22 protein-coding genes, 3 tRNA genes and 1 pseudogene are annotated in these 24,208 nt (G+C 65.9%); 15 read left to right on the top strand and 11 right to left on the bottom strand.

Going from position 1 to position 24,208, the window contains the following annotated elements; all coding sequences use genetic code 11:
• Nucleotides 1-25: 25 nt before the first annotated feature.
• The 4 genes from DK254_RS14060 to DK254_RS14045 form a co-directional block, all read right to left on the bottom strand.
• The gene (locus tag DK254_RS14060; RefSeq protein ID WP_109934244.1) at nt 26-1,363 is read right to left on the bottom strand and encodes a sigma-54 dependent transcriptional regulator; all 1,338 of its coding nucleotides are present in this window, start codon (nt 1,361-1,363) and stop codon (nt 26-28) included.
• An 11-nt stretch (nt 1,364-1,374) separates the two neighbouring features.
• Complete coding sequence (locus tag DK254_RS14055; RefSeq protein ID WP_109934243.1) at nt 1,375-2,964, bottom strand: PAS domain-containing sensor histidine kinase; 1,590 nt, start codon at nt 2,962-2,964, stop codon at nt 1,375-1,377.
• Nucleotides 2,957-3,187, bottom strand: a complete 231-nt coding sequence (locus tag DK254_RS14050) for a PP0621 family protein (protein WP_109934242.1) — start codon at nt 3,185-3,187, stop codon at nt 2,957-2,959. The genes DK254_RS14055 and DK254_RS14050 overlap by 8 nt, the downstream gene beginning before the upstream one ends.
• A 138-nt stretch (nt 3,188-3,325) precedes the next feature.
• Entirely contained in the window at nt 3,326-4,339 is a 1,014-nt protein-coding gene (locus DK254_RS14045; protein ID WP_089390498.1) for an outer membrane protein assembly factor BamD, read from the bottom strand.
• 146 nt (nt 4,340-4,485) lie between these two features.
• On the opposite strand from DK254_RS14045, the gene rluD reads away from it, so the two are divergent.
• The 3 genes from rluD (at nt 4,486) to clpB (ending at nt 9,020) form a co-directional block, all read left to right on the top strand.
• Complete coding sequence (gene rluD / locus DK254_RS14040; protein ID WP_109934241.1) at nt 4,486-5,445, top strand: 23S rRNA pseudouridine(1911/1915/1917) synthase RluD; 960 nt, start codon at nt 4,486-4,488, stop codon at nt 5,443-5,445.
• On the top strand, nt 5,442-6,170 hold the full coding sequence (pgeF, locus tag DK254_RS14035) for a peptidoglycan editing factor PgeF (RefSeq protein WP_109934240.1): 729 nt from the start codon (nt 5,442-5,444) through the stop codon (nt 6,168-6,170). Before rluD ends, pgeF begins: the two co-directional genes overlap by 4 nt.
• Nucleotides 6,171-6,455: 285 nt before the next feature.
• Entirely contained in the window at nt 6,456-9,020 is a 2,565-nt protein-coding gene (gene clpB, locus DK254_RS14030; protein ID WP_109934239.1) for an ATP-dependent chaperone ClpB, read from the top strand.
• Between the two features lie 426 nt (nt 9,021-9,446).
• Here clpB and DK254_RS14025 read toward each other — a convergent pair whose 3' ends face one another.
• Nucleotides 9,447-9,779: a PilZ domain-containing protein gene (locus tag DK254_RS14025; RefSeq protein WP_109934238.1), complete on the bottom strand. Its 333-nt coding sequence runs from the start codon at nt 9,777-9,779 to the stop codon at nt 9,447-9,449.
• Nucleotides 9,780-9,782: 3 nt separating this feature from the next.
• Nucleotides 9,783-12,122, bottom strand: a complete 2,340-nt coding sequence (locus tag DK254_RS14020) for a DUF1631 domain-containing protein (protein ID WP_109934237.1) — start codon at nt 12,120-12,122, stop codon at nt 9,783-9,785.
• 211 nt (nt 12,123-12,333) lie between these two features.
• Here DK254_RS14020 and DK254_RS14015 point away from each other — a divergent pair.
• The 8 genes from DK254_RS14015 to cyoE all read left to right on the top strand — a co-directional run bounded on the left by DK254_RS14015 (nt 12,334) and on the right by cyoE (nt 18,688).
• Nucleotides 12,334-12,409, top strand: a tRNA-Asn gene (locus DK254_RS14015).
• 9 nt (nt 12,410-12,418) lie between these two features.
• Nucleotides 12,419-12,495, top strand: a tRNA-Pro gene (locus DK254_RS14010).
• Nucleotides 12,496-12,501: 6 nt separating this feature from the next.
• Nucleotides 12,502-12,577 (top strand) — tRNA-Lys (locus DK254_RS14005).
• A gap of 1,330 nt (nt 12,578-13,907) precedes the next feature.
• On the top strand, nt 13,908-14,834 hold the full coding sequence (cyoA, locus tag DK254_RS14000) for a ubiquinol oxidase subunit II (RefSeq protein ID WP_109934236.1): 927 nt from the start codon (nt 13,908-13,910) through the stop codon (nt 14,832-14,834).
• An 8-nt stretch (nt 14,835-14,842) separates the two neighbouring features.
• Nucleotides 14,843-16,819, top strand: coding sequence for a cytochrome o ubiquinol oxidase subunit I (cyoB, locus tag DK254_RS13995; protein WP_109934235.1), 1,977 nt, complete (start codon nt 14,843-14,845; stop codon nt 16,817-16,819).
• A 3-nt stretch (nt 16,820-16,822) separates the two neighbouring features.
• On the top strand, nt 16,823-17,452 hold the full coding sequence (cyoC, locus tag DK254_RS13990; protein WP_109934234.1) for a cytochrome o ubiquinol oxidase subunit III: 630 nt from the start codon (nt 16,823-16,825) through the stop codon (nt 17,450-17,452).
• A complete protein-coding gene (gene cyoD / locus DK254_RS13985) occupies nt 17,452-17,790 on the top strand; it encodes a cytochrome o ubiquinol oxidase subunit IV (protein WP_109934233.1) in 339 nt (112 codons plus the stop codon). Before cyoC ends, cyoD begins: the two co-directional genes overlap by 1 nt.
• A 10-nt stretch (nt 17,791-17,800) precedes the next feature.
• A complete protein-coding gene (cyoE, locus tag DK254_RS13980; RefSeq protein WP_089390508.1) occupies nt 17,801-18,688 on the top strand; it encodes a heme o synthase in 888 nt (295 codons plus the stop codon).
• A 296-nt stretch (nt 18,689-18,984) separates the two neighbouring features.
• On the opposite strand, the gene DK254_RS13975 is transcribed toward cyoE, so the two are convergent.
• The 3 genes from DK254_RS13975 to DK254_RS13965 all read right to left on the bottom strand — a co-directional run bounded on the left by DK254_RS13975 (nt 18,985) and on the right by DK254_RS13965 (nt 21,200).
• On the bottom strand, nt 18,985-20,283 hold the full coding sequence (locus DK254_RS13975; protein ID WP_109934232.1) for an NAD(P)/FAD-dependent oxidoreductase: 1,299 nt from the start codon (nt 20,281-20,283) through the stop codon (nt 18,985-18,987).
• A 44-nt stretch (nt 20,284-20,327) separates the two neighbouring features.
• On the bottom strand, nt 20,328-20,501 hold the full coding sequence (locus DK254_RS13970) for a DUF3094 family protein (protein ID WP_009617611.1): 174 nt from the start codon (nt 20,499-20,501) through the stop codon (nt 20,328-20,330).
• Nucleotides 20,502-20,570: 69 nt separating this feature from the next.
• The gene (locus DK254_RS13965) at nt 20,571-21,200 is read right to left on the bottom strand and encodes a DUF1780 domain-containing protein (protein WP_089390510.1); all 630 of its coding nucleotides are present in this window, start codon (nt 21,198-21,200) and stop codon (nt 20,571-20,573) included.
• A gap of 132 nt (nt 21,201-21,332) precedes the next feature.
• On the opposite strand from DK254_RS13965, the gene DK254_RS13960 reads away from it, so the two are divergent.
• The 4 genes from DK254_RS13960 to DK254_RS13945 all read left to right on the top strand — a co-directional run bounded on the left by DK254_RS13960 (nt 21,333) and on the right by DK254_RS13945 (nt 23,258).
• Nucleotides 21,333-21,749 (top strand): GNAT family N-acetyltransferase, encoded by a 417-nt coding sequence (locus DK254_RS13960; protein WP_089390511.1) that lies wholly within the window; start codon nt 21,333-21,335, stop codon nt 21,747-21,749.
• A 2-nt stretch (nt 21,750-21,751) separates the two neighbouring features.
• The gene (locus tag DK254_RS13955; RefSeq protein WP_109934231.1) at nt 21,752-22,222 is read left to right on the top strand and encodes an FAD/FMN-containing dehydrogenase; all 471 of its coding nucleotides are present in this window, start codon (nt 21,752-21,754) and stop codon (nt 22,220-22,222) included.
• Complete coding sequence (locus tag DK254_RS13950) at nt 22,219-22,935, top strand: energy-coupling factor ABC transporter permease (RefSeq protein ID WP_109934230.1); 717 nt, start codon at nt 22,219-22,221, stop codon at nt 22,933-22,935. The genes DK254_RS13955 and DK254_RS13950 overlap by 4 nt, the downstream gene beginning before the upstream one ends.
• 107 nt (nt 22,936-23,042) lie before the next feature.
• On the top strand, nt 23,043-23,258 hold the full coding sequence (locus DK254_RS13945) for a hypothetical protein (protein ID WP_109934229.1): 216 nt from the start codon (nt 23,043-23,045) through the stop codon (nt 23,256-23,258).
• A gap of 287 nt (nt 23,259-23,545) precedes the next feature.
• On the opposite strand, the pseudogene DK254_RS13940 reads toward DK254_RS13945, so the two are convergent.
• Together DK254_RS13940 and DK254_RS13935 are read right to left on the bottom strand one after the other, a co-directional pair.
• Nucleotides 23,546-23,659: pseudogene (locus tag DK254_RS13940) on the bottom strand (PIN domain nuclease); the annotation flags it as partial.
• Entirely contained in the window at nt 23,659-23,898 is a 240-nt protein-coding gene (locus tag DK254_RS13935) for a ribbon-helix-helix domain-containing protein (protein ID WP_109934228.1), read from the bottom strand. The gene DK254_RS13935 and the pseudogene DK254_RS13940, both read right to left, overlap by 1 nt.
• Nucleotides 23,899-24,208: the final 310 nt, after the last annotated feature.

Raw genomic sequence — 24,208 nt, 5'->3', positions numbered from 1 at the left:
CTTGGTGCGGGCTTTTCGCTCCTGATCAATCGATACCGAGCTTCTTCAGCCGGTAGCGCATGGAGCGGAAGGTCAGGCCCAGGCGCTGGGCGGCGGCGGTGCGGTTCCAGCGGGTTTCTTCCAGGGCTTGCATGATCAGCTTGCGTTCGATCTCTTCGAGGTAGTCCTCGAGGTTGTCGATCTGCGCCAGGCTGGCCTCGCCGGCTTCGCTGTTGCCGGTGGCCTCGGCGAAGCGCAGGTCCTGGGGCTGGATGACGTCGTCCTCGCACAGGGTGTAGGCGCGCTCGAGCATGTTCTCCAGTTCGCGCACGTTCCCCGGGAAGCGGTAGCTCTTCAGCTTCTCCAGGGCCTCGGCGCTGACCTGGGCCGCCGCCAGGCCGCTGTCGCTGGCCAGGCGCTTGAGCACGCGCTCGGTGAGCAGCGGGATGTCCTCGCGGCGCTCGCGCAGCGGCGGCACGCGCAGCTCGATGACGTTCAGGCGGTAGTAGAGGTCCTGGCGGAAGCGGCCGGCGGCGACTTCCGCGGCCAGGTCCTTGTGGGTGGCGCAGAGGATGCGCACGTCCACCGCCACTTCCTGCTGGCCGCCCACCGCGCGCACGGCCTTCTCCTGGATGGCGCGCAGCAGTTTCACCTGCATCGGCAATGGCAGGTCGGCCACCTCGTCGAGGAACAGGGTGCCGCCGTTGGCGGCCTGGAACAGGCCCTGCTTGTCCTCGACCGCGCCGGTGAAGCTGCCTTTCTTGTGCCCGAAGAATTCGCTTTCCATCAGCTCGGAGGGGATGGCGCCGCAGTTCACCGGAACGAAGGCCACTTCGCTGCGCGGGCCCTGTTCGTGGATCAGCCGGGCCACCAGCTCCTTGCCGCTGCCGGATTCGCCGCTGATGTAGACCGGCGCCTGGCTGCGCGCCAGCTTGGCGATCTGGTTGCGCATCTGCCGCATCGGCGGCGAATCGCCGAGCAGGCGGTTGTCCACCGGCGCATCCTCCGCGCCCGGCGAGCGCAGGCGCAGGGCCGTGGCCACCAGTTCGCGCAGGCGGCCGAGGTCCACCGGCTTGGTGAGGAAGTCGAAGGCGCCGGCCTTGAGCGCGTTGACCGCGGTGTCCAGGCTGCCGAAGGCGGTGATCATGGCCACCGGCACCTGGGGATGGCGCTGCTGGATGTGCTGCACCAGGTCCATGCCGGTGCCGTCGGGCAGGCGCATGTCGGTCAGGCACAGGTCGAAGGGTTCGCGGGCCAGGTATTCCTTGGCTTCCTTGACGTTGCGGGCGCTGCGGGTGTCCAGCTTCATGCGGCCGAGGGTGATTTCCAGCAGCTCGCGGATATCCGGTTCGTCGTCGACGATCAGGGCTTTTTGCCGGCTCATGCTCTTTTCTGTCAGCTCTGCTTGCGCGGGTGGGCGAAGGTGATGCGGAAGCCGCCACCGCCTTCGTCGCGGTTCTTGAAGTCGATGCGGGCCTGGTTGCTTTCGCACAGCTCGCGGGAAATGTACAGGCCCAGCCCGGTGCCCTTGCTCTCGGTGGTGAAGAAGGGCTCGAACAGCTTGCCCAGCTGCTCCGGGGCGATGCCGGGGCCGTCGTCGAGCACCTCCAGCACCGGCAGGTCGCTGTCCTTGTCGCGGAACAGGTTCAGCCACACCTGGCCGCTGCCGTTCTGCCTCGCACTGTACCGTAACCCATTCTGCACCAGGTTACCCAGCACCTGGGCGAGCTGGCTGGGGTCCATGCGCGTCTGGATCTCGCCGCCGCCCAGTTGCAGGTGGATCTGCTGGTCGCCGCGCAGGCCTTCGCGCTGCTCGTCGGTGAAGCGCTGCAGCCACTGCTTGAGGTCCAACTGCTGCGGTTCGGCCTGGCGCCGCCGCGACAGCTGCAGGACGTTCTCGATCACCAGGTTCATGCGCCGCGACTGGTCCTGGATGATCTGCGTCAGGCGCCGGTCGGGGGCGTCCAGCGCGTCCGATTCCTGCAGCAGTTGCGCGGCGTGGCTGATGGCGCCCAGCGGGTTGCGGATCTCGTGGGCGATGCCGGCGGTCAGCCGGCCCAGGGCCGCCAGCTTGAGTTGCTGGGCCTGCTGGGCGATCTGCGAGATGTCCTCGAGGAATACCAGGGTGTGCTGCTCCTCGCCGCGGCGCAGCGAGATGAAGCTCGGCTGCAGCATGGGGCCGCCTTCGGGTGCTTGCAGGCTCGGCGGGCGCAGCGAGGGGTTCTGTACCCACTGCTGCAGGCTTTCCAGCAGTTCCGGGCATTGCGCGGTGGCGAGCTTGCCTTCCAGGTCCGGCTGGGCCAGCAGGCCCAGGGCGCTCTGGTTGGCCAGCAGCACCCGGTGCCGGCTGTCCAGCACCAGGATGCCGGTGCGCATGCGCTGCAGGATGAGGGCGTTGAGTTCCTCGAGGTTGGCCACGGTGGTGGCGCGTTCCTCGGCCAGGTGCTCGGTGAGTTGCTGGCGCCGTGCCAGCCCCTGCAGCAGCAGGGCGGCGGCGAAGCTCAGGGCGCCCAGGCTGCCGGCCTGGACGTAGTGGTTGATCGCCGTGGGCTGGCTGAGGCTGAGGTAGAAGGTCAGGTAGATCATGCCGATGGCGGCGACGGCGGCGATCAGCAGGCCGATGCGCCCGCGCAGCAGGATGTTGGCGATGCCCACCGCCACCACCAGCAGGTTGCCGATGCCGCTGGGCACGCCGCCGGCGGCGTAGAACAGGCCGCACAGCGCGAGGATGTCGAACAGCGCCAGCAGGAAGATCGGCAGCAGCTGGCGCGGCGTCGGCATCAGCACGGCGATCAGGATGTTGACGATCAGGTAGCTCCAGCAACTGGCATGGAACAGCGCGGACTGGCCGACGTTGAGCACCCGGTCGTCGAGGTCGCTGGAGATCAGCAGCACCAGCAGCAGGCCGATGCTCAGGCGGTACAGGTGGTACAGGCGGAGGATGCGCTGCCCCTGCTGGCCGCTGATGGGGATGGCCCTAGCCATGCCGCTGGCTGTCCTGCTGCAGGTGGGCCTGGCTGCAATACCAGCGCTGCTCGTGCTGCAGCGCCTTGGCGCGCGGCACGTGCACGCCGCACTGGGCGCAGCGCACCATGGGCTCGGCCGGGTCGTCCGGCGGCGCCTGGGGCGGGCGTTGCGGGCGGGTGGCCTTGCGCCACAGCCACCAGATCAGGGCGATGAGGAGGATCCAGAACAGCAGGCGGACCATGGCGTTACCTTTTGTCTCGAAGAGCCGCAGTTTATCCGAGCCACCACGGCGTACAAGTCGCGCTGCCCGCTACTGTGCGGAGGATCCGTGCGGGCATGAAAAAGGGAGGCCGGAGCCTCCCTCTGCATGGCGGGTCGATCAGTCGACCAGGCCGAAGGTCAGGTAGTGCCACCAGGAGTGGCTCTTCTTGCCGCTGGTGTCGGGCTTCTCGACTTCCTCGTCCTGGTGCTCCGGCTGCAGTTCCCGCGGGATCTGCTGGCGGGCGTCCTCGTACTGGCGCATCACGTCCTTGCTCGCCTGGGTTTCCATCTGCGGCGGCGCGGTGTTGGAGTCGATCAGGCCGAGGGTGGCCTTGGCCAGCCAGGAGCGGCTGCTGTCGTCGTCCTCGCGGGGAACGAACTGGCCATCCTTCAGGCTGGGGTTGTCCGGGTAGTTGAGCTTGAGGGTCTGCAGGCTGCTGTCGGCCAGGTCGTTCAGGCCCAGGCGCTGGTAGGCCTCGGTCATGATCGCCAGGCCATCGCCGACGGCCGGGGTCTCCTGGAAGTTCTCCACCACGTAGCGGCCACGGTTGGCGGCGGCCACGTAGGCCTTGCGCTTGAGGTAGTAGTGGCCGACGTGCACTTCGTAGGCCGCCAGCAGGTTGCGCAGGTAGACCATGCGCGCCTTGGCGTCCGGGGCGTAGCGGCTGTTGGGGAAGCGGCTGGTGAGCTGGGCGAACTCGTTGAAGGAGTCGCGCGCCGCGCCCGGGTCGCGCTTGGTCAGGTCCAGCGGCAGGAAGCGCGCCATCAGGCCGCGGTCCTGGTCGAAGGAAGCCAGGCCCTTCATGTAGTAGGCGTAGTCGACGTTCGGGTGCTGCGGGTGCAGGCGGATGAAGCGTTCCGCCGCCGAACGCGCGGCTTCCGGCTCGGCGTTCTTGTAGTTGGCGTAGATCAGCTCCAGCTGCGCCTGCTCGGCGTAGCGGCCGAACGGGTAGCGGGACTCCAGCGCCTTCAGCTTGTTGATGGCGTTGGTGTAGCTGTTGTTGCCGAGGTCTTCCTGCGCCTGCTGGTACAGCTGGCTCTCGCTCAGGTTCTCGTCGACCTTGTCGCCCTTGGACGAGCAGGCGGAGACCAAGACGAGGGTGGCGATCAGCAGCAGGTGTTTCACTTGCATGGCGGCTTGCGTCCCTGGACGGTCGGCTGTCGCGGCCGCATCCGTCTGTTATGATTGGCGCCCCAGGCGAACCCCTGGGACAAAGGCCCCGTATTTAACCACAGCGTGCCGCCCACCAAAAGGTGGCGCGCCTACTGTGTCCCATCATGTCCGATCTCATCCAACTGGCGGCAGAAGTGCCGTTCGACCTGGGCGGCCAACGCCTCGACCAGGTCGCCGCACAACTCTTCCCCGAACACTCCCGCTCGCGCCTGGCCGGCTGGATCAAGGACGGCCACCTGACCGTCGACGGCGCCGTGCTGCGCCCGAAGGACATCATCCATGCCGGCTCGCGCCTGGCGCTGGAGGTGCAACTGGAGGCCCAGGGCGAGTGGAAGGCCCAGGACATCGAGCTGGACATCGTCTTCGAGGACGAGCACATCCTGGTGCTCGACAAGCCCGCGGGGCTGGTGGTCCACCCGGCCGCCGGGCACCAGGACGGCACCTTGCTCAACGCCCTGCTGCACCACGTGCCGCACCTGGCCAACGTGCCGCGCGCCGGCATCGTGCACCGCCTGGACAAGGACACCACCGGCCTGATGGTGGTGGCCAAGACCCTGGAAGCCCACACCAACCTGGTCGCCCAGTTGCAGGCGCGCAGCGTCAGCCGCGTGTACGAGGCCATAGTGGTGGGGGTGATCGTTGCCGGCGGCACGATCGACGCGCCCATCAGCCGCCACGGCGTGATGCGCCAGAAGATGGCGGTGGTGCCCACCGGCAAGCAGGCGATCAGCCATTACCGGGTGCTGGAGCGCTTCCGCTCGCACACCCACACCCGGGTGAAGCTGGAGACCGGCCGCACCCACCAGATCCGCGTGCATATGTCGCACATCGGCTTCCCGCTGGTGGGCGACCCGGTCTACGGCGGGCGTTTCCGCATTCCGCCGGGGGCCAGCCCGACCCTGGTCGAGTCGCTGCGCGACTTCCCGCGCCAGGCCCTGCACGCGCGCTTCCTCGAACTGGATCACCCGGCCAGCGGCGAGCGCATGAAGTGGGAGTCGCCGCTGCCCGACGACTTCACCTGGCTGCTCAGCCTGTTGCGCCAGGACAACGAATCCTTCGTATGACCACGCCCTGGCTCATCCCCGACTGGCCGGCCCCGGCCAACGTGCGCGCCTGCGTCAGCACCCGCGCCGGCGGGGTGAGCCAGGCGCCGTTCGACAGCTTCAACCTCGGCGACCACGTCGGCGACGAGCCGGCCGCGGTGGCCGAGAACCGCCACCGCCTGGAGCAGGCGCAGGGTTGCCGGCCGGCCTGGCTGAGCCAGGTGCACGGCATCGAGGTGGTGGAAGCCGACCCGTCCCGCGTCGCGACCGCCGACGGCAACTGGAGCGCCACGCCGGGCATCGCCTGCGCGGTGCTCACCGCCGATTGCCTGCCGGCGCTGTTCTGCGACCGCGCCGGTACCCGCGTGGCGGCGGCCCATGCCGGCTGGCGCGGGCTGGCCGGCGGCGTGCTGGAGGCCACCCTGGACAAGCTGGCGGTGCCGCCGGAGGACGTGCTGGTCTGGCTCGGCCCGGCCATCGGCCCGCAGGCCTTCGAGGTCGGCCCCGAGGTGCGCGAAGCCTTCCTCGCCGACCACACCGAGACCGTGGCGGCCTTCGTGCCCAGCACCAATGCCGGCCGCTACATGGCCGACATCTACCAACTGGCGCGCATCCGCCTGGCCGCGCGGGGCGTCAGCGCCGTCTACGGCGGTGGCCTGTGCACCTTCAGCGACACCGAGCGCTTCTATTCCTACCGCCGCAATCCGCGCACCGGCCGCCAGGCCAGCCTGGTGTGGTTGGCCTGACTCTGTAGGTCCCGATCTTCGTAGGAGCGAGCTTGCTCGCGAACAGGCTCCGCAGCGGGGCCCATTCGCGAGCAAGCTCGCTCCTACACAATCCCTGCCTACGCCGTTCCCCCTGCGAATGCCGCTGCCGTGGTGGCCCTACGCCGGCACGAACTGACCGGCGTCATGGCCAAATGGCTTGAAGCAGCCAAAATCGACCTTATCTAACTGGCATCCCGGCGGGTTGTTTCTTCACCAGGGGCAGGTATCGCTCCGACCCGCTATCTAGAAGGAAGGACGAACTCCATGCGAATCGACCGTTTGACCAGCAAGCTGCAACTGGCGCTGTCCGATGCCCAGTCCCTGGCCGTTGGCCACGATCACCCGGCCATCGAGCCGGTGCACCTGCTCTCTGCCCTGCTCGAGCAGCAGGGCGGCTCCATCAAGCCCCTGCTGATGCAGGTCGGCTTCGATATCCCGGCCCTGCGCGCGGCCCTGAACAAGGAGCTGGACGCGCTGCCGAAGATCCAGAACCCCACGGGCGACGTGAACCTCTCGCAGGACCTGGCGCGCCTGCTCAACCAGGCCGACCGCCTGGCCCAGCAGAAGGGCGACCAGTTCATCTCCAGCGAGCTGGTGCTGCTCGCCGCCCTGGACGACAACGCCAAGCTCGGCAAGCTGCTGCTCGGCCAGGGCGTGTCGAAGAAGGCCCTGGAGAACGCGGTGAACAACCTGCGCGGCGGCGAGGCGGTCAACGACCCCAACGCCGAGGAATCGCGCCAGGCCCTGGACAAGTACACCGTGGACATGACCAAGCGCGCCGAGGACGGCAAGCTCGACCCGGTGATCGGCCGTGACGACGAGATCCGCCGGACCATCCAGGTCCTGCAGCGGCGCACCAAGAACAACCCGGTGCTGATCGGCGAGCCCGGCGTGGGCAAGACCGCCATCGTCGAGGGCCTGGCCCAGCGCATCGTCAACGGCGAAGTGCCCGACGGCCTCAAGGACAAGCGCCTGCTGGCCCTGGACATGGGCGCGCTGATCGCCGGCGCGAAGTTCCGCGGCGAGTTCGAGGAGCGCCTGAAGGCGGTGCTCAACGAGCTGTCCAAGCAGGAAGGCCGGATCATCCTGTTCATCGACGAACTGCACACCATGGTCGGCGCCGGCAAGGCCGAGGGCGCCATGGACGCCGGCAACATGCTCAAGCCGGCCCTGGCCCGCGGCGAGCTGCACTGCGTCGGCGCCACCACCCTGGACGAGTACCGCCAGTACATCGAGAAGGACGCGGCGCTGGAGCGGCGCTTCCAGAAGGTGCTGGTGGACGAGCCCAGCGAGGAAGACACCATCGCCATCCTGCGTGGCCTGAAGGAGCGCTACGAGGTGCACCACGGGGTGACCATCACCGACGGCGCCATCATCGCCGCGGCCAAGCTGTCGCACCGCTACATCACCGACCGCCAACTGCCGGACAAGGCCATCGACCTGATCGACGAGGCGGCCAGCCGCATCCGCATGGAGATCGACTCCAAGCCGGAGGAACTGGACCGCCTGGACCGCCGCCTGATCCAGCTGAAGATCGAGCGCGAGGCGCTGAAGAAGGAAGACGACGAGGCCACCAAGAAACGCCTGGCCAAGCTCGAAGAAGACATCGCCAAGCTCGAGCGCGAATACGCCGACCTGGAAGAGATCTGGAAGTCGGAGAAGGCCGAGGTGCAAGGCTCGGCGCAGATCCAGCAGAAGATCGAGCAGGCCAGGACCGAGCTGGAGCTGGCCCGCCGCAAGGGCGACCTCAACCGCATGGCCGAGCTGCAGTACGGGGTGATCCCCGACCTTGAGCGCAGCCTGCAGATGGTCGACCAGCACGGCAAGCCGGAGAACCAGCTGCTGCGCAACAAGGTGACCGACGAGGAAATCGCCGAGGTCGTGTCCAAGTGGACCGGCATCCCGGTGTCGAAGATGCTCGAAGGCGAGCGCGAGAAGCTGCTGCGCATGGAAGACGAGCTGCACAGGCGCGTCATCGGCCAGCACGAGGCGGTGGTCGCTGTATCCAACGCCGTGCGCCGTTCCCGCGCCGGCCTGGCCGACCCCAACCGGCCCAGCGGTTCCTTCCTGTTCCTCGGCCCGACCGGGGTGGGCAAGACCGAGCTGTGCAAGGCCCTGGCCGAGTTCCTCTTCGACACCGAGGAAGCGCTGGTGCGCATCGACATGTCGGAGTTCATGGAGAAACACTCGGTGGCCCGCCTGATCGGCGCCCCGCCGGGCTACGTCGGCTACGAGGAAGGCGGCTACCTGACCGAGGCCGTGCGCCGCAAGCCGTACTCGGTGGTGCTGCTGGACGAGGTGGAGAAAGCCCACCCGGACGTCTTCAACATCCTCCTGCAGGTGCTCGAAGACGGCCGCCTGACCGACAGCCATGGCCGTACCGTGGACTTCCGCAACACTGTGGTGGTGATGACCTCCAACCTCGGTTCGGCGCAGATCCAGGAACTGGTCGGCGACCGCGAGGCGCAGCACGCGGCAGTGATGGACGCGGTGAACGCGCACTTCCGTCCGGAGTTCATCAACCGGATCGACGAGGTGGTGGTGTTCGAGCCGCTGGCCCGCGAGCAGATCGCCGGCATCGCCGAGATCCAGATGGGCCGCCTGCGCAAGCGCCTGGCCGAGCGCGAGCTGAGCCTGGATCTGAGCACAGAGGCAATGGACAAGCTGATCGCCGTCGGCTTCGACCCGGTGTACGGCGCGCGGCCGCTCAAGCGCGCGATCCAGCGCTGGATCGAGAACCCGCTGGCGCAGCTGATCCTGGCCGGCAAGTTCCTCCCCGGCGCGAAGATCCACGCCAAGGTGGAGAACGACGAGATCGTCTTCGCCTGACCTCGGTAGCTGTGAAAAAGCCCCGCATTGCGGGGCTTTTTCTTTTTTGCTTTTTGCTTTTTGCTTTTGTAGGAGCGAGCTTGCTCGCGAACAGCGTTCTGCTGGTCAGGTTCGGTGCATGTCCTGAAGAACGCCCTCTCCCTAACCCTCTCCCTGAAGGGAGAGGGGACCGTTGGGCAGGCGCTGGTGTTCTGGAGTCAGCCGGCGATGCCAAAGGCTGCCGGTTGGAACCAGGCCTTCCTCGGCACGGACAAGCCCCCTCTCCCTTCAGGGCGGGGCGCGCAGTCGAGGGCTGGGGAGAGGGGGCGGAGTAAACCTGAAGCACCTGCGCTACCGGCGGCTGCCATTCGCGAGCAAGCTCGCTCCTACGAGGAGCTCACCAAGTGATGGGATATCGGAGGATGGTTCGCATAGCGCGAAGCCCCCTCAGAGATGCGCGATCAGCTCTTCCAGCGCCTTCGCCTGGTCGTCCGCCAGGTCGATGATGTGGAAACCCGCCCAGTCCAGTTGGCCATCGGTGCCCTTGCGGCTCCACAGGCAGTCGGCGCCCAGCGTTATCTCGCCCACCTCGTGCAGCGGCGGCAGGGGCACCAGGCGGCATTCCAGCACCGAGTCCGCCGCCGGCACGTCGACGCCACAGAGCATGAAGCCTTCGATGGACAGGTCGGCCAGGCGGCCGAGGCTGCGTCCGGTGTGGCGGTCGAAGACCTCGACCTTCAGGTCCGTGCGGTGCCGGTTGTGCTGGCGGCGTTCGTCCATCGCTTACTCCTCGGATGGGCTGTTGGGGCGCCCGGCAAAGCGCTGCAACATGCGGTAGATGGCACCCAGTGCGCGGTCGACCAGGGGCTGCTGTCCGGCCCCGGCCAGGCGTACCTTGCCCTGTTCCATCTCCAGTGCCAACTGGCCGATGGGTTTGACCGCGACGCGCTGCCCCAGGTGGTCGACGAACATATAGTTGCGCGTGGTGGGGCTGAACCAGGACAGCTTGAGGCGCCGTGGCGGCGTGCTGTCGGTGAACTCGAACCAGGTGCCGAACTCGATGCGGCGCAGCTCCTCCATGATCGCCCGGGCGCGGATGGACAGGCTTTCCTCGGTCTGCCGCTCGGCCACGGTTTCGCCGTCGAGCATCGCCCCCAGCGGGCTTTCCGGCAGTTCGGGGTGCAGCTTGGCGGCGATTTCAGGCTGCTGGGCCTGGATCGCGTGCTGGCAGGCGACCAGGTCCTGCAGCAGGCGGCGAATGCCGTCCTCATGGTAGCCGCCGAGCACTTCCAGGCCCTTGCGCAGGTCCTCCAGCAGCGCCGGGCGCAGGGCCTGCAGGCGCTCACGGCCGGCGCTGTCCTGCGGCGTGACGCTCCAGGCCAGTTGTTCGGCGATCTCGCAGGCGCGGCGCCATTCGTCGCTGTCGTCGCCGTTGCGCAGGAGGATGAAGGTCAGGGCGTCCGCCCAGCTGAGGTCGAGGAAGTTGCGCACCAGTTGCGGCAGCTCGCGCTCGGCGGTGGCCCGGCGGATGACCTCGATCGCCTGCTCGCGCGCGCCCAGCAGGCGGTCGCGGCCGCGGGCCGCCTCGGTGGCGCGGCGTTCGCGCAGTTCGGCCTTCTGGCGGATGTTGGCGATGTATTCGTTGAAGTCGCCGAGCAGCTCGTCGAACAGGCGCAGCTCGCCGGCGAAGTCCTGGATCACCCGCTCCACCACCCAGTGCATCTTCGCCAGCAGCCCGCGCTCCTCGCCGTCGCTGCCGTACAGCGAGCCGGCCTGGGCCATGGCGTTGAGCAGGCGGCGGGCCGGGTGGTGGTGCTGGGTGAACAGCGCCTTGTCCAGCAGGGCCACCTTGAGGAAGGGGGTGTGCAGGTGCGAGAGGGTAGTCTTGCAGCTGTCCGGCAGGCTCTCGTCATCGAGGATGAAGTCGAAGACCATGCCCACCAGGTCGATGACGTCGGCTTCCTGGTCGGTCAGCTTGTTCTGCCCGGGGTGGTCGCTGCTGGCCTCCAGCTGTTGGTGCAGCTCTTCCTTGAACTGCTGCACCGCCTGGGGCTGGCGGATGCGCCGGGCGAGGTCCTGGGCAGAGATGCGCTGCAGGCGGTTGAGCGCGTCGAGCAGTTCCCCGGCGCTGTAGGTGCGGGTGGCGCTGCGTGGGGTCAGGCGGACGATGCTGTCGCTGTTGCCGAAGTTGTCCAGGCCGCGCCGCCGGTGTTCGGCGAGCAGGGCATTGAGGCCGCCGTAAAGGGCCTGCTGGTCGCTGGGCGGGTAGGGCGGCAGCTCGCTGAAGTCCAGCGGCGGCGCCTCGGTTGTGCTGGAGGCGCCCGGAGCGCCCTGGGGCTGCGTGGCATTGCCGCCGGCGGCACCTGTCGGCGGCGTTGGCGTGGCCTGCCCGGGGGCCTGTGATGCCGGGCGTGGTGCCGGGTGCGAGCCCTGCTGGGGACGGTAGCGCAGGTTGGGCAGGATGCCGGCCTCGGTCAGGCGCCGGTTCAGCTGTTCATAGAGAGGCGGCAGGTTGCGCATCACCTGCTGGTCGAACAATACATAGAGCACGGTCTTGATGCGCAGGGCGAAGCGGCTTTCCGCGAGCATCTCGCGGAAGCACTGGGCGATGGCCTGGGGCCCGAAGGGGTTGCTGTCCTCGGCCAGCTTGCTGCCGTTGTTGAGCAGGGCCAGGCGCTGGTCCAGGGCGAACAGGGACTGCGCGCACTGCGCCTTGACCTGGTTCACCATGTTGGTGACGAGCAGGGTTTCCTCGTATTCCTCGTTGCCGACCAGGGACAACTGCTCGACGTCCAGCTCCTCCAGGTGCGCCCGGGAGGGCAGGGTGCCCTGCATGAAGTCGCTCAGGCCCTTGGCGAAACGCTGGTGATAGAGGCGCTCGAGGGTGGGGCGCTGGCGGCGGATCTCGCGCATGCTGTCGAAGAACAGCGCCTGCACCTGGTTGTTCTCGGCTTTCTCGGCGCATTCGAAGAGGGTGTCGTCGACCTGTGCGAAGACCGCACCCAAGAGCTCTGCCAGGTGGTTCATCGCCAATTGCCGGCAGCCCTGTACCAGTTCGCCGAAGCGTGGCTGGATGGCCCGGCTGGCGACGTTGGGAGACGGCGGGGTGTCCTTCGAACTCATGGGCGATCCTGTCCGTGATCTCATCGCCTGCGGGCGAGGCAACTTGGGTTTTATGCAGATATAGCAATCTGCCTGCCGGCCTGCAAAGAAAAAGAAGAAAAACTTTTTGGATCAGAGGGTTGACAGTCCGTTCGAGACCCGTAAAATGGCGCGCCTCTGATACGGGAAACGGCGAAAGCCGAAACGTAGAAGGGATTGGAAGGCTCGTCGTTCCGCGATAGCTCAGTCGGTAGAGCAAGTGACTGTTAATCACTGGGTCCCTGGTTCGAGTCCAGGTCGCGGAGCCAACTTCCAAGCGGGGTATAGCGCAGTCCGGTAGCGCGCCTGCTTTGGGAGCAGGATGTCGGGAGTTCGAATCTCTCTACCCCGACCATATCGAGGGTCGTTAGCTCAGTCGGTAGAGCAGTTGGCTTTTAACCAATTGGTCGTAGGTTCGAATCCTACACGACCCACCATCTTCCAGCCGATCGCTTAGGCGAACGGCAACGAAAAGCCCGCGGTCTCGTCGAGATCGCGGGTTTTTTCGTTTCATGGCTGTGGCATTCGAGGCGGTAGGCGGGGCTTGCTCGATTTCGTAGGGGCGAGCTTGCTCGCGAACCGGCGGGTGACGTCTGCGCTCGGGGTCAACTCCGCTCCCTCTCCCTAACCCTCGGCTGCGCGCCCCGCCCTGAAGGGAGAGGGGACCGTTGGGCAGGCACTGATGTTCTGGAGTCAGCCGGCAACACCGAGAGCTGCCGGCTGAAACCTGGCCTTCTCTCGGCACCGTCTGCCCCCTCTCCCTTCAGGGAGAGGGCTGGGGAGAGGGTAAGGAGCCAGACCGAAACAATGCAGTCACCGGTGAGCACGGTTCGCGAGCAAGCTCGCTCCTACGAAAAGCCGAGCCATCCGTAATGAGGCTGTCATTTCGCCGGGCTAATGTTTTTCACCGTTTGTACCCTTCGTGAAATCAGTCATATCCGGCCGGTTTTTGCCCAGTCAAAAACGGCCATTCCGTCAGAATCTGAAACGCTTTTCCCCCTCGAACCGCTTGCTGCGGCGATGTGTCGCACTCTGCGCAGGGCATCTGCGAGCGCATTTTCAATCGGCTTGATCGGCGTCATTTCCAGACTGGCGAAGCTGTTCTAGGGCCACTTCCAGTGGCCGCTTCCGATGCGGCTGTATGCCGCGCCAGGCGGGGCGTCCAGGCGTCTTGACGATGGCTTTCGGAAGGCGCCGGAAAGCGATTTTCCAACCTTGCATTTTCTGCGGGAATTGATCGTTTTTCGAGCAGCCACGGCAGCCATTCTTAACCCTGGCGAGAAAATGTCTTGTTAAAAATGAAGGGGCGGGGCCTTGCCAGTGGTTTCTGAAATGTCTTGTAATATCGCCCGCCCATTCCTGACCCCATAGCGCCTCGGTTCCAGCGTCGCAGAACCTTGGCAGGCACTCGCCGCAGGCGGTGCTGGAATAACAACGAGGGGCTGACTGTGGTGGGTTTCTGCTCAACGACGAGTAGGGCAATCCGCTCGTGAACAGGTGTCGGCCAGGCAGGCTTCCGAGGAAGCGGCAGGGCAGGTGCCAACACGCTGAATAACACGGAACGAATCAGCACACGGATCGGTTTCGCTACGCGAAAGCCGGGCTGGGTTCCTTTTGCCTTGTTTTCTTGCAGCGCCGATTCGCTACCCCATGGATCCACCAAGACGTCTCGCCTCGGAAGGCGCGGCGGGCAGTTCGTCGAGCATGAACCCTGCGTGGGTAAATCTCATGGGCGGTGTAGCTATGTTCATCCATTAAGGCCGCAAGATGAAAATAGACCAGTACTCTGGATACCTGAAGAGATTGTCCTTGCTGCTCCCGCTGCTCTCCCTGGGCGGTTGCAACATGGTCCTGTTCGACCCCAAGGGGCAGATCGGTGCTGACGAGAAGTCGCTGATCATCACCTGCACCCTGCTGATGCTGCTCGTGGTGGTGCCGGTGATCGTCATGACCCTGGCATTCGCCTGGAAGTACCGCGCTTCCAACACCAAGGCCACCTACATGCCCGACTGGGCGCACTCCACCCGCATCGAAGTGGTGGTGTGGCTGGTGCCCTGCATCATCATCGCCATCCTCGGCTGGCTGACCTGGGAATCCACCCACAAGCTGGACCCCTACCGCCCGCTGGATTCCGACGTCAAGCCGATCACCATCCAGGCCGTCTCGCTGGACTGGAAATGGCTGTTCATCTACCCGGAACAGGGCATCGCGACCGTCAACGAGATCGCCTTCCCGAAAGACACCCCGGTGAACTTCCAGATCACCTCGGACACCGTGATGAACTCCTTCTTCATCCCGCAGCTGGGTAGCCAGATCTACTCGATGACCGGGATGCTGACCAAGCTGCACCTGATCGCCAATGAAGAAGGCGTGTTCGATGGCATCTCCGCGAACTACAGCGGCGCCGGCTTCTCCGGCATGAAGTTCAAGGCCATCGCCACTTCCGAGCAGGGCTTCCAGGACTGGGTCGCCAAGGTCAAGGCCGCTCCGGCCGGCCTGCAGGAAGAAGGCTTCCCCGAGCTGGCCAAGCCGAGCGAAAACGTGCCGGCGACCTACTTCTCCTCGGTTACCCCCGACCTGTTCCAGCACATCCTGACCAAGCACGAGCGTGCCGGTCTGGCCATGGGCAAAGGCAAGGGTGAGCACGCCGAAGGCGAAGCAGAATCGCAATCCAATCCGAGTATCCAGGAGTAACCGCGCAGATGTTCGGGAAACTGACTCTGTCGGCCGTGCCCTACCACGAGCCGATCATCATGATCACGCTGGCGGTCGTAGCCCTTGTGGGCCTCGGCGTCTTCGGCGCGGTCACCTATTACCGCAAGTGGACCTACCTGTGGACCGAATGGCTGACCTCCATCGACCACAAGAAAATCGGCGTGATGTACATCATCGTCGCCCTGATCATGCTGCTGCGCGGCTTCGCCGACGCCATCATGATGCGCGGCCAGCTGGCCCTGGCCGAAGGCGCCAACCACGGCTTCCTGCCGCCTGAGCACTACGACCAGATCTTCACCGCGCACGGCATGATCATGATCATCTTCATGGCCATGCCCTTCATGACCGGCCTGATGAACCTGGCCGTGCCGCTGCAGATCGGCGCCCGCGACGTGGCCTTCCCGTTCCTGAACTCCCTCAGCTTCTGGCTGCTGGTGGTCAGTGCGATGCTGGTCAACGTGTCCCTGGGCCTGGGCGAGTTCGCCCGTACCGGCTGGGTGGCCTACCCGCCGCTGTCCGAGCTGGCCTACAGCCCGGGCGTGGGTGTGGACTACTACATCTGGGCCTTGCAGATATCCGGGATGGGCACGCTGCTGACCGGCATCAACTTCCTGGTCACCGTGTTCAAGATGCGCACCCCGGGCATGAAGCTGATGCAGATGCCGATCTTCACCTGGACCTGCACCTTCGCCAACATCCTGATCGTCGCGTCCTTCCCGATCCTGACCGCGGCCCTGGGCCTGCTGTCGCTGGACCGCTACCTGGACATGCACTTCTTCACCAACGAGCTCGGCGGCAACGCCATGATGTACATCAACCTCTTCTGGGCCTGGGGCCATCCTGAGGTGTACATCCTGATCCTGCCGGCCTTCGGTATCTTCTCCGAAGTCACCGCCACCTTCGCCGGCAAGCGCATGTTCGGCTACACCTCGATGGTGTGGGCGAGCGCCGCGATCACCTTCCTCGGCTTCACCGTGTGGCTGCACCACTTCTTCACCATGGGTTCGGGCGGCGACGTCAACGGCTTCTTCGGCGTTGCGACCATGCTGATCTCCATCCCCACCGGGGTGAAGCTGTTCAACTGGCTGTTCACCATCTACCGTGGCCGCCTGCGCTTCGACACCCCGATCCTGTGGACCCTGGGCTTCATGGTCACCTTCACCATCGGTGGCATGACCGGCGTTCTGCTGGCCATCCCGGGTGCCGACTTCCTGCTGCACAACAGCCTGTTCCTGATCGCCCACTTCCACAACACCATCATCGGTGGCGCGGTGTTCGGCTACCTGGCCGGCTTCGCCTTCTGGTTCCCGAAAGCCTTCGGCTTCAAGCTGGACGAGAAGTGGGGCAAGCGTTCGTTCTGGTGCTGGCTGGTCGGCTTCTACATGGCCTTCATGCCGCTGTACATCCTCGGCTTCATGGGCATGACCCGTCGCCTGAACCACTACGACAACCCGCTGTGGAAGCCGTACCTGGTGGTGGCCTTCTTCGGCGCCGTGCTGATCCTGTTCGGCATCCTCAGCCAGCTGATCCAGCTGTTCGTCTCGATCAAGAACCGCAAGCAACTGGCCGACGTGACCGGCGACCCGTGGGGCGGCCGCACTCTGGAATGGTCCACTTCCTCGCCGCCGCCGTACTACAACTTCGCGGAACTGCCGGTGGTGCGTGACGTCGACGCCTTCCACGAAATGAAGCAGAACGGCCGCGCCTACCAGGCTCCGGCGTCCTACAAGCCGATCCACATGCCGAAGAACACTGCCGCTGGCTTCTCCATCGCGCTGTTCGCCTTCATCTTCGGCTTCGCTGCGATCTGGCACATCTGGTGGCTCGCGGGCATCGGCTTCGTCGGCATGATCGCCTCCGTCATCGTGCGCAGCTACGTCACCGACCTGGACTACTACGTCCAGCCGGACGAGATCGAGCGCATCGAGAACCGCCACTTCCAGCAACTCGCCAAACAGGTCTGATCCATGTCTACGGCAGTATTGAGCAAACACTCGGTCGCCCACGAAGCGGGGCATGACCACGATCACGAACACCACGACGCGGGTGGCATGACGGTCTTCGGCTTCTGGCTGTACCTGATGACCGACTGCATCCTGTTCGCCAGTGTCTTCGCCACCTACGCTGTGCTCGTCGGCCATACGGCCGGCGGCCCCAGCGGCAAGGACATCTTCGAACTGCCCTACGTGGCCGTCGAAACCGCGATCCTGCTGATCTCCAGCTGCACCTACGGCCTGGCCATGCTGGCCGCGCACAAGGGCGCCAAGGCCAAGGCCATCGCCTGGCTGGGCGTGACCTTCCTCTGCGGCGCCGCGTTCATCGCGATGGAAGTCAACGAGTTCCATCACCTGATCGTCGAAGGCTTCGGCCCGAGCCGCAGCGCCTTCCTGTCGTCCTTCTTCACCCTGGTCGGCATGCACGGCCTGCACGTGAGTGCCGGCCTGCTGTGGATGCTGGTGCTGATGGCGCAGATCGGCACTCGTGGCCTCACCGCGCAGAACAACACCCGGATGATGTGCCTGAGCCTGTTCTGGCACTTCCTGGACATCGTCTGGATCTGCGTATTCACCGTCGTCTACCTGATGGGGGCCGTGTAATGAGCGCCGCTGCACACGACAACCACGGCGCCGGCCACGGCAGCCTGGGTTCCTACGCAATCGGTTTCGTGCTGTCGATCATCCTCACCGCGATTCCGTTCTACATGGTCATGGACGGCGGCTTCACCCGCCACGCGACCATCCTCGCCATGGTCATCCTCGGCCTGGTGCAGGTGGTGGTGCACCTGGTGTGCTTCCTGCACATGAACATGTCCTCGGAAGGCCGCTGGAACGTGATGGCGTTCATCTTCACGGTGATCGTCATCCTGCTGGTGGTGGGCCTGTCGCTGTGGATCATCTTCAGCGCCGACACCCTGATGATGCCGATGGTGAACTGAGGCTGACGACGTGAAGCTGAAGCGTTATCTCCTGGTGACCAAGCCAGGCATCATCTTCGGCAACCTGATCGCCGTGGCGGGGGGCTTCTTCCTCGCCGCGCGCGGCAGTGTCGACCCGATGCTGCTGCTGGCGACGGTGATCGGGCTGTCGCTGGTGGTGGCCAGTGGTTGCGTGCTGAACAACTGCATCGACCGTGACATCGACCGCCACATGGAGCGTACCCGCGGCCGCGTGACCGTGACCGGGCAGATCTCGCTGAAGGCCGCCCTGGCCCACGGCGTGGTGCTCGGCCTGGCGGGCTTCGGCCTGCTGGGGTGGAAGACCAACGTGCAGGCGACCCTGATGGCGGCGTTCGGCTTCGTCGTCTACGTCGGCTTCTACAGCCTCTGGCTCAAGCGCACGTCGATCTACGGCACCCTGGTGGGCAGCCTCTCCGGGGCCATGCCACCGGTGGTGGGCTACTGCGCCGCCGCTGGTCATTTCGACATGGGCGCCGCGGTGCTGCTGCTGATCTTCTGCCTGTGGCAGATGCCGCACTCCTACGCCATCGCCATCTTCCGCCTGAACGACTACAAGGCGGCGGGCATCCCGGTGTGGCCGGTGGCGCGCGGCATCGAGGCGACCAAGCGGCAGATCCTCTACTACGTGCTGGCCTTCGGCGCCGCCACCCTGCTGCTGACCGTCACCGGCTTCGCCGGCTACGGTTACCTGGTGGTGGCCCTGGCGGTCAGCGCCTGGTGGCTGTTCATCGCCGTCTCGGGCTTCCGCGCCGAAGACGATCGCCTGTGGGCACGCAAGCTGTTCGCGTTCTCCATCATCGCCATCAGCGTGCTGAGCCTGATGATGTCGATCGACTTCCAGGGCCTGCCGGCCCCGGCGCTGGTAGCCGCGCTGTAAGGCAAGCCAGTGGCACGAAAAAGCCGCCCCGAGGGGCGGCTTTTTCATGCCTGGAAAAACATCGCGAACATTACGCTTCGGTCGCGCACGGCTTTTCGTAGGAGCGAGCTTGCTCGCGAACAATAGGCCCACCGCCGAACCCTCCTGTAGGAGCGCGCCCTGCGCGCGAATCGCGGGCAGGGCCCGCTCCTACAGGGAGCACGGAGCGGATCGCGGATGAATCCGCTCCTACAGGTGTACGGGCCCCTGGCGTAGGGCGCATAATCGTTCGCGGTTATCCGCCGTTTCCCGGCGCGTCAGTGCAGCTTCAACCTCGGCTCGGTACTGCGCCCGATGCGGTCGCCGATCATCATCAGCGCCGTGCGGGTAAAGCCATACAGCGCCATCTGGTGCATGCGGTACAGCGAGATGTAGAACATCCGCGCCAGCCAGCCTTCCAGCTTCACGCTGCCCATCAGGTTACCCATCAGGTTGCCCACCGCGCTGAAGCGCGACAGCGAGATCAGCGAGCCGTAGTCGGTGTAGCGGTATTCCCCCAGCGGCTTGCCTTCCAGGCGCGCCACCAGCGACTTGGCCAGCAGCGAGGCCTGCTGGTGCGCGGCCTGGGCGCGCGGCGGCACGGTACGTTCGCTGCCATCGCCGAGCGGGCAGGCGGCGCAGTCGCCGAAGGCGAAGATGTTCTCGTCGCGGGTGGTCTGCAGGGTCGGGCGCACCACCAACTGGTTGATGCGGTTGCTCTCCAGGCCGTCGAGGTCCTTGAGCAGGCTGGAGGCGCGGATGCCGGCGGCCCAGACCTTGAGGCTGGCGGGAATGAACTCGCCACTGGCGGTCTTCAGCCCCTCGGCGGTCACCTCGCTGACCGGCGAGCCGACCAGCACGCGCACGCCGAGCTTCTCCAGGGTGCGGTGCACCGGCTGGCTGATGCGCTCGGGCAGCGCCGGCAGTACCCGCGGGCCGGCCTCGATCAGGGTGATGCGCATGTTCTCCGGCTGGATACCGTTCAGCCCGTAGGCCGCCAGCTCCTGCGCGGCATGGTGCAGCTCGGCCGATAGCTCGACGCCGGTGGCGCCGGCGCCGACGATGGCCACGCTGATCTGGTCGTCCTCGCCCTGGCGGGCATGGGCGCGCAGGTAGTGGGTGAGCAACTGCTTGTGGAAGCGCTCGGCCTGCTCGCGGGTGTCCAGGAAGATGCAGTGCTGCGCGGCCCCGGCGGTGCCGAAGTCGTTGGTGGTGCTGCCGATGGCCAGGACCAGGGTGTCGTAGCCCAGGGTGCGCGCCGGCAGCAGCTCGCTGCCGTCCTCGTCGAGGGTGGCGGCCAGCTGGATGCGCCTGGTCGTGCGGTCCAGCCCGCTCATCCGGCCGAGCTGGAACTGGAAGTGGTTCCATTTCGCCTGGGCGACGTAGTTCAGCTCATCCTCCGCGGAGTTGAGCGAGCCGGCGGCCACTTCGTGCAGCAGGGGTTTCCAGATGTGGGTGAGGTTGGCGTCGACCAGGGTGACCTGGGCGCGACCCTTTTTACCCAGGGTGCGGCCGAGACGGGTCGCGAGCTCCAGCCCGCCGGCGCCGCCGCCGACGATCACGATACGATGGGACATGGGACGTACTCATAGCTAGGGAATCCTGTGCAGGCCGGCGGCGCTCAGTGCGCGAGGTAGGCCAGGAGGCGGCTGAGCAGTCCCAGGACGATGACCACGAGGGTGAGCCCGGCCATCATCAGCCAGGGCTTGAAAGGTGCACGCTCGACTTGGTGAACGGGCGAGCTGAGGTACTGCTCGACCTTCTGCTGGTCTTCGGGGCTCAAGCGACTGGGCATGGGCGGCCTCCGTTTCTAATGCCGAGCATTCTAGTCGGGTGTTGGCTCGCGCTCAATCCGACCCGTCGGTCAGAGCCCGACACCATTGTCGAGCAGCACCACGCGGCCGAGCTGGCTACGCAGGAAATCCGGGGCGTCCTCGTGGGCGAAGATCACCCGGGCGAAGTTCGGCCCCACCAGCGACAGCGAACGCCAGCCCTGACGCAGGAACTCCGTGGGCGGCGGAAAGGGGGTGTTGAAGTCCGGCGTCTCGCGCTTGAGGCTGACGAAGGCGAGCAGGTCCAGCTCGCCTGGGTCGATGCCGCGCTCGCTGTAGTTGTGCGCCTTCTTGCGCAGGGTCGGCGCCAGGCGCCGCTGCAGCTCGCTGCAGTTGATCCGCCGCGGCTTCTGCTCGCGGCGGATCAACTGGCGCAGGCTCTGGGCCAGGCGCCGGCGTTGCAGCTCCTCGCGCCATTCCTCGTTGAGCCGGCGACCCTCGTCGAGGACGAAGAACACCTCGAAGCAGGCATCGCGGAACAGCACGTCCGGTGGCTGCTGTTCCGGCGCGATGAACTCCTCCTGGCGAAAGGGTACCTTGAGCGTCTGCAGCAGGCGCTCGCAGGCCCAGCACTCCCGGTCCCACTTGCGCGCGTTGGAGAGGAACTCATTGGCCAGTTCCGCCTGGCGCCGGAGCAGGTGCAGGTAATCGGTTTCATTCATATCAACAGCTTAGCCGCTACTGGCGCTTCGGTCCCGCTGCGACATGGCGCCTCACCCCATGGCCGGGCAAAAGTGCCGGAGTTGGCGGCGCCCTGTGTACACTGTGGCGGTCCTTCCCCGGAGCCCTTCAGCATGTTCCTGCGCAGCGCATCGACTGCCGATCACCCGCGGCTCATCGCCCTCTGGGCGCGCACGCCGGGCATCCAACTGCGCCGCGACGACGACTTCGAACCCTTCGCCGCCTACCTGGCGCGCAACCCCGGCCTCAGCCTGGTGCTGGAGGCCGAGGGACAACTGATCGGCAGCCTGCTGGTCGGCCACGACGGCCGCCGCGGCTACCTGCAGCACCTGGTGGTGGATGCGCCCTACCGGGGCCGCGGGCTGGCCCGGCGCCTGCTCGACGAGGCGCTGGCACGCCTGGCGCGGCTGGGCATCGGCAAGTCCCATGTCTTCGTATTGCGCGACGCGCCCGAAGCCCTGGCCTTCTGGGAGGGCCAGGCCGGCTGGGGGCGGCGCGACGACATCCTGGTCTATTCCGCTGGAGCCTGAGCATGAGAAGCCTGTGTGCCGCACTGTTGTTGTTCCTGGTCCCGCTGCTGGCCCAGGCCGCTGGCGAGGAGGTGCCCCCGGCGGGGTGGACGCTGCTCGACCAGTACGAAAAGCCCTACACTCAGAACGACGACCTGAAGGTCCTGCTGGTCGCCCGCGACATGGCCGGCGGCAAGCTGCTCAAGGCGGCGCTCGAAGGCCGCCCGCAGGGCTACCTGGAACGGCGGCACGCGATCTTCGTCGCCGACATCAGCCGCATGCCCTCGCTGGTCTCGAAGATGTTCGCCGTGCCGGCCATGCGCGACTACAACTACCGCGTGCTGCTCGACCGCGAGCCGCGGGTGGCCAGCCATTTCCAGGTGCCGGCGGACAGCGTGCTGTGGATAAGCCTGCAGCAGGGCAGGGTGACCGCCACCCAGGCCTACGATTCCGCGCCCGCGCTGCGTGAGGCCCTGGAGCAGGTCCGCCCGTGATAGCCGCGCAACTGCTCTCGGAAGAGAGCCTGGCCCTGGGCTGGGCGCTTTACCTGCCCGCGCTGGCGCTTGCCGCGTGGCGCACGCCCTGGGTGGAACTGGTCAGCGACTTCCGCCGCCAGCACCTGGTGTTCGGCACCATGCTGGCGCTGTTCCTGCTGTGGCTGGTGCGCAGGGACTTCGCCTCGGGGCTGTCCTTCCACTTCATCGGCATGACCGCGGTGACCCTGCTGCTGGACTGGCCGCTGGCGCTGCTCGTCGGCCTGGTGGCGCAGCTCGGCCTGTGCCTGCTGGGGCGCCAGGACTGGGCGGCGATCGGCGTCAACGGCGTGCTGCTGGTGCTGGTGCCGGTGTTCATCACCGAAATGGCGGCGCTGTTCGTCGAGCGCCGCCAGCCGCGCAACCTGTTCGTCTACATCTTCTGCTCGGGCTTCTTCCCCGCGGCGCTGGCGGCCCTGTGCAGCATGCTGCTGGGCCTGGGCCTGCTGTGGGTGGACGGCATCTTCCCGATGCCGCCCTGGCTGGACGACTTCATCGGCTACCTGTGGCTGATCATGTTCCCCGAGGCCTTCATCAACGGCACTGTGGTCACCGGCCTGGTGGTCTTCTACCCGGACTGGCTGGAAACCTTCAACCGCACCCGCTACCTGCAGGCGCCCTGGAAGGAAGAGAAGAACGACGAGGGCAGGGACGACGAGGATGACCGGCATTGATGACAGCCGATTCGCAGCTGTCATCCCTTTCCTCGGATTGATCCAGGTCAGTTCGCCGCAAGCGTCACGCCGGGACACTCTGCTGCCCCACAGCGATGGAGAACGGCATGAGCATTCACAGTTGGGCCGAACAGCGCCTTCACGAACTGCTGGTGGAAGCCGAGGCGGCCGGCATGGACACGCAACTGGTGCTGCGCGCCCTGCTCAGCTCGGTGGTACGGGCCAACGCCCAGGTGCGCACGGAAGAAGACCTGGCGCACGAACTGCAATTCCTGGCCGAGAACCTCGACGAGGAGCGCGATTACGCGTTCATGCGGCCGTAACGTTGCCCCGAGTCCCTTCGTAGGATGGGTGGAGCGAAGCGATACCCATCGCCGGCACCGGATGACGGGGAATGCCGTCCTTGCTGTTGATGGTGGGAGCGTGCGGGTACTGTCGGAACAACCTGCACCGAGATGCTCTTCGTAGGAGCGAGCTTGCTCGCGAACAGATTCCGCAGTGAAGCTCATTCGCGAGCAAGCTAAGCCTGTCCCCGCCGGGCGGATTCATCCGCAATGCCCCCGTAGCGGTGACGCATTCGACTCCTCGACGGCCCGGGCTCCGAGGTCGATGAGCTTGCCACGGCCCGCAATGTTGCCCGCCACGCGCGATAGATGGCGTCGGGCGCGCCATGGGGCGAGATGAGGGTATTGAACAGGATGTTGCTATCCAGCACGACCCGCATCAGCGCTTGCGTGCCCAGGCCAGCGCTTCGTCGACCGCACCAGCCAGTTCGGCTTTGCTCCGCTGGGCGTTGGCGGCCTTGGCCTGTTCGGCGCTCAGTTCCAGGATATGGGCCCGCACCGCCTCCTCGATGAAACGCGACAGGTCGCCCTTTCGCCCTCCGCCCTGGCTGGCCAGGAACATGCGTAGCGACTGGTCGGTATCGGCCGAGACGGCGACGTTCCAGCGAACGGTTTCCATGATGATTTCCTGCAATAGGTGTTTATGTGCCTGTGTGTTCATATGCCGAAATCCGTAGCGAGCACAACAGCGCAATCAAGCCCCGAGGCAGAAGCCATTCGCGAGCAAGCTCGCTCCTACCAGAAATATGTTGTGCGGCGACCGCATAGGCGTAACTGTGAGCCACCTGAGCCGAGCGCTCTTCGTAGGATGGGTTGAGCCTTGGAGAAACCCTGTGGCCATGGCGATGGAGTTTCTTCTACACCCGTAGGAGCAACTGTCTTCTGGGCTCCCTCGTTCGCGGGGGTGACTGGATCAAAATTCGCGTCTC

It is taken from the genome of Pseudomonas sp. RW407 (genome assembly GCF_003176655.1).
Taxonomy (GTDB): Bacteria; Pseudomonadota; Gammaproteobacteria; order Pseudomonadales; family Pseudomonadaceae; genus Pseudomonas; species Pseudomonas delhiensis.
Note: the sequence above shows the minus strand (reverse complement) of the source record. Positions and strands in the feature narration are given on the sequence as shown.

Excerpts from the sequence above, each read along its gene's own strand:
- DK254_RS14045 (WP_089390498.1), bottom strand. The coding sequence starts at position 4,339 with ATGCAAGTGAAACACCTGCTGCTGATCGCCACCCTCGTCTTGGTCTCC.
- DK254_RS14060 (WP_109934244.1), bottom strand. The coding sequence starts at position 1,363 with ATGAGCCGGCAAAAAGCCCTGATCGTCGACGACGAACCGGATATCCGC.
- DK254_RS13960 (WP_089390511.1), top strand. The coding sequence starts at position 21,333 with ATGTTCCTGCGCAGCGCATCGACTGCCGATCACCCGCGGCTCATCGCC.
- DK254_RS13935 (WP_109934228.1), bottom strand. The coding sequence starts at position 23,898 with ATGGAAACCGTTCGCTGGAACGTCGCCGTCTCGGCCGATACCGACCAG.
- DK254_RS13945 (WP_109934229.1), top strand. The coding sequence starts at position 23,043 with ATGAGCATTCACAGTTGGGCCGAACAGCGCCTTCACGAACTGCTGGTG.
- rluD (WP_109934241.1), top strand. The coding sequence starts at position 4,486 with ATGTCCGATCTCATCCAACTGGCGGCAGAAGTGCCGTTCGACCTGGGC.
- cyoB (WP_109934235.1), top strand. The coding sequence starts at position 14,843 with ATGTTCGGGAAACTGACTCTGTCGGCCGTGCCCTACCACGAGCCGATC.
- DK254_RS13955 (WP_109934231.1), top strand. The coding sequence starts at position 21,752 with ATGAGAAGCCTGTGTGCCGCACTGTTGTTGTTCCTGGTCCCGCTGCTG.
- DK254_RS13965 (WP_089390510.1), bottom strand. The coding sequence starts at position 21,200 with ATGAATGAAACCGATTACCTGCACCTGCTCCGGCGCCAGGCGGAACTG.
- DK254_RS14025 (WP_109934238.1), bottom strand. The coding sequence starts at position 9,779 with ATGGACGAACGCCGCCAGCACAACCGGCACCGCACGGACCTGAAGGTC.
- pgeF (WP_109934240.1), top strand. The coding sequence starts at position 5,442 with ATGACCACGCCCTGGCTCATCCCCGACTGGCCGGCCCCGGCCAACGTG.
- cyoD (WP_109934233.1), top strand. The coding sequence starts at position 17,452 with ATGAGCGCCGCTGCACACGACAACCACGGCGCCGGCCACGGCAGCCTG.
- cyoA (WP_109934236.1), top strand. The coding sequence starts at position 13,908 with ATGAAAATAGACCAGTACTCTGGATACCTGAAGAGATTGTCCTTGCTG.
- DK254_RS14055 (WP_109934243.1), bottom strand. The coding sequence starts at position 2,964 with ATGGCTAGGGCCATCCCCATCAGCGGCCAGCAGGGGCAGCGCATCCTC.
- DK254_RS13970 (WP_009617611.1), bottom strand. The coding sequence starts at position 20,501 with ATGCCCAGTCGCTTGAGCCCCGAAGACCAGCAGAAGGTCGAGCAGTAC.
- cyoC (WP_109934234.1), top strand. The coding sequence starts at position 16,823 with ATGTCTACGGCAGTATTGAGCAAACACTCGGTCGCCCACGAAGCGGGG.
- clpB (WP_109934239.1), top strand. The coding sequence starts at position 6,456 with ATGCGAATCGACCGTTTGACCAGCAAGCTGCAACTGGCGCTGTCCGAT.
- DK254_RS14020 (WP_109934237.1), bottom strand. The coding sequence starts at position 12,122 with ATGAGTTCGAAGGACACCCCGCCGTCTCCCAACGTCGCCAGCCGGGCC.
- DK254_RS14050 (WP_109934242.1), bottom strand. The coding sequence starts at position 3,187 with ATGGTCCGCCTGCTGTTCTGGATCCTCCTCATCGCCCTGATCTGGTGG.
- DK254_RS13975 (WP_109934232.1), bottom strand. The coding sequence starts at position 20,283 with ATGTCCCATCGTATCGTGATCGTCGGCGGCGGCGCCGGCGGGCTGGAG.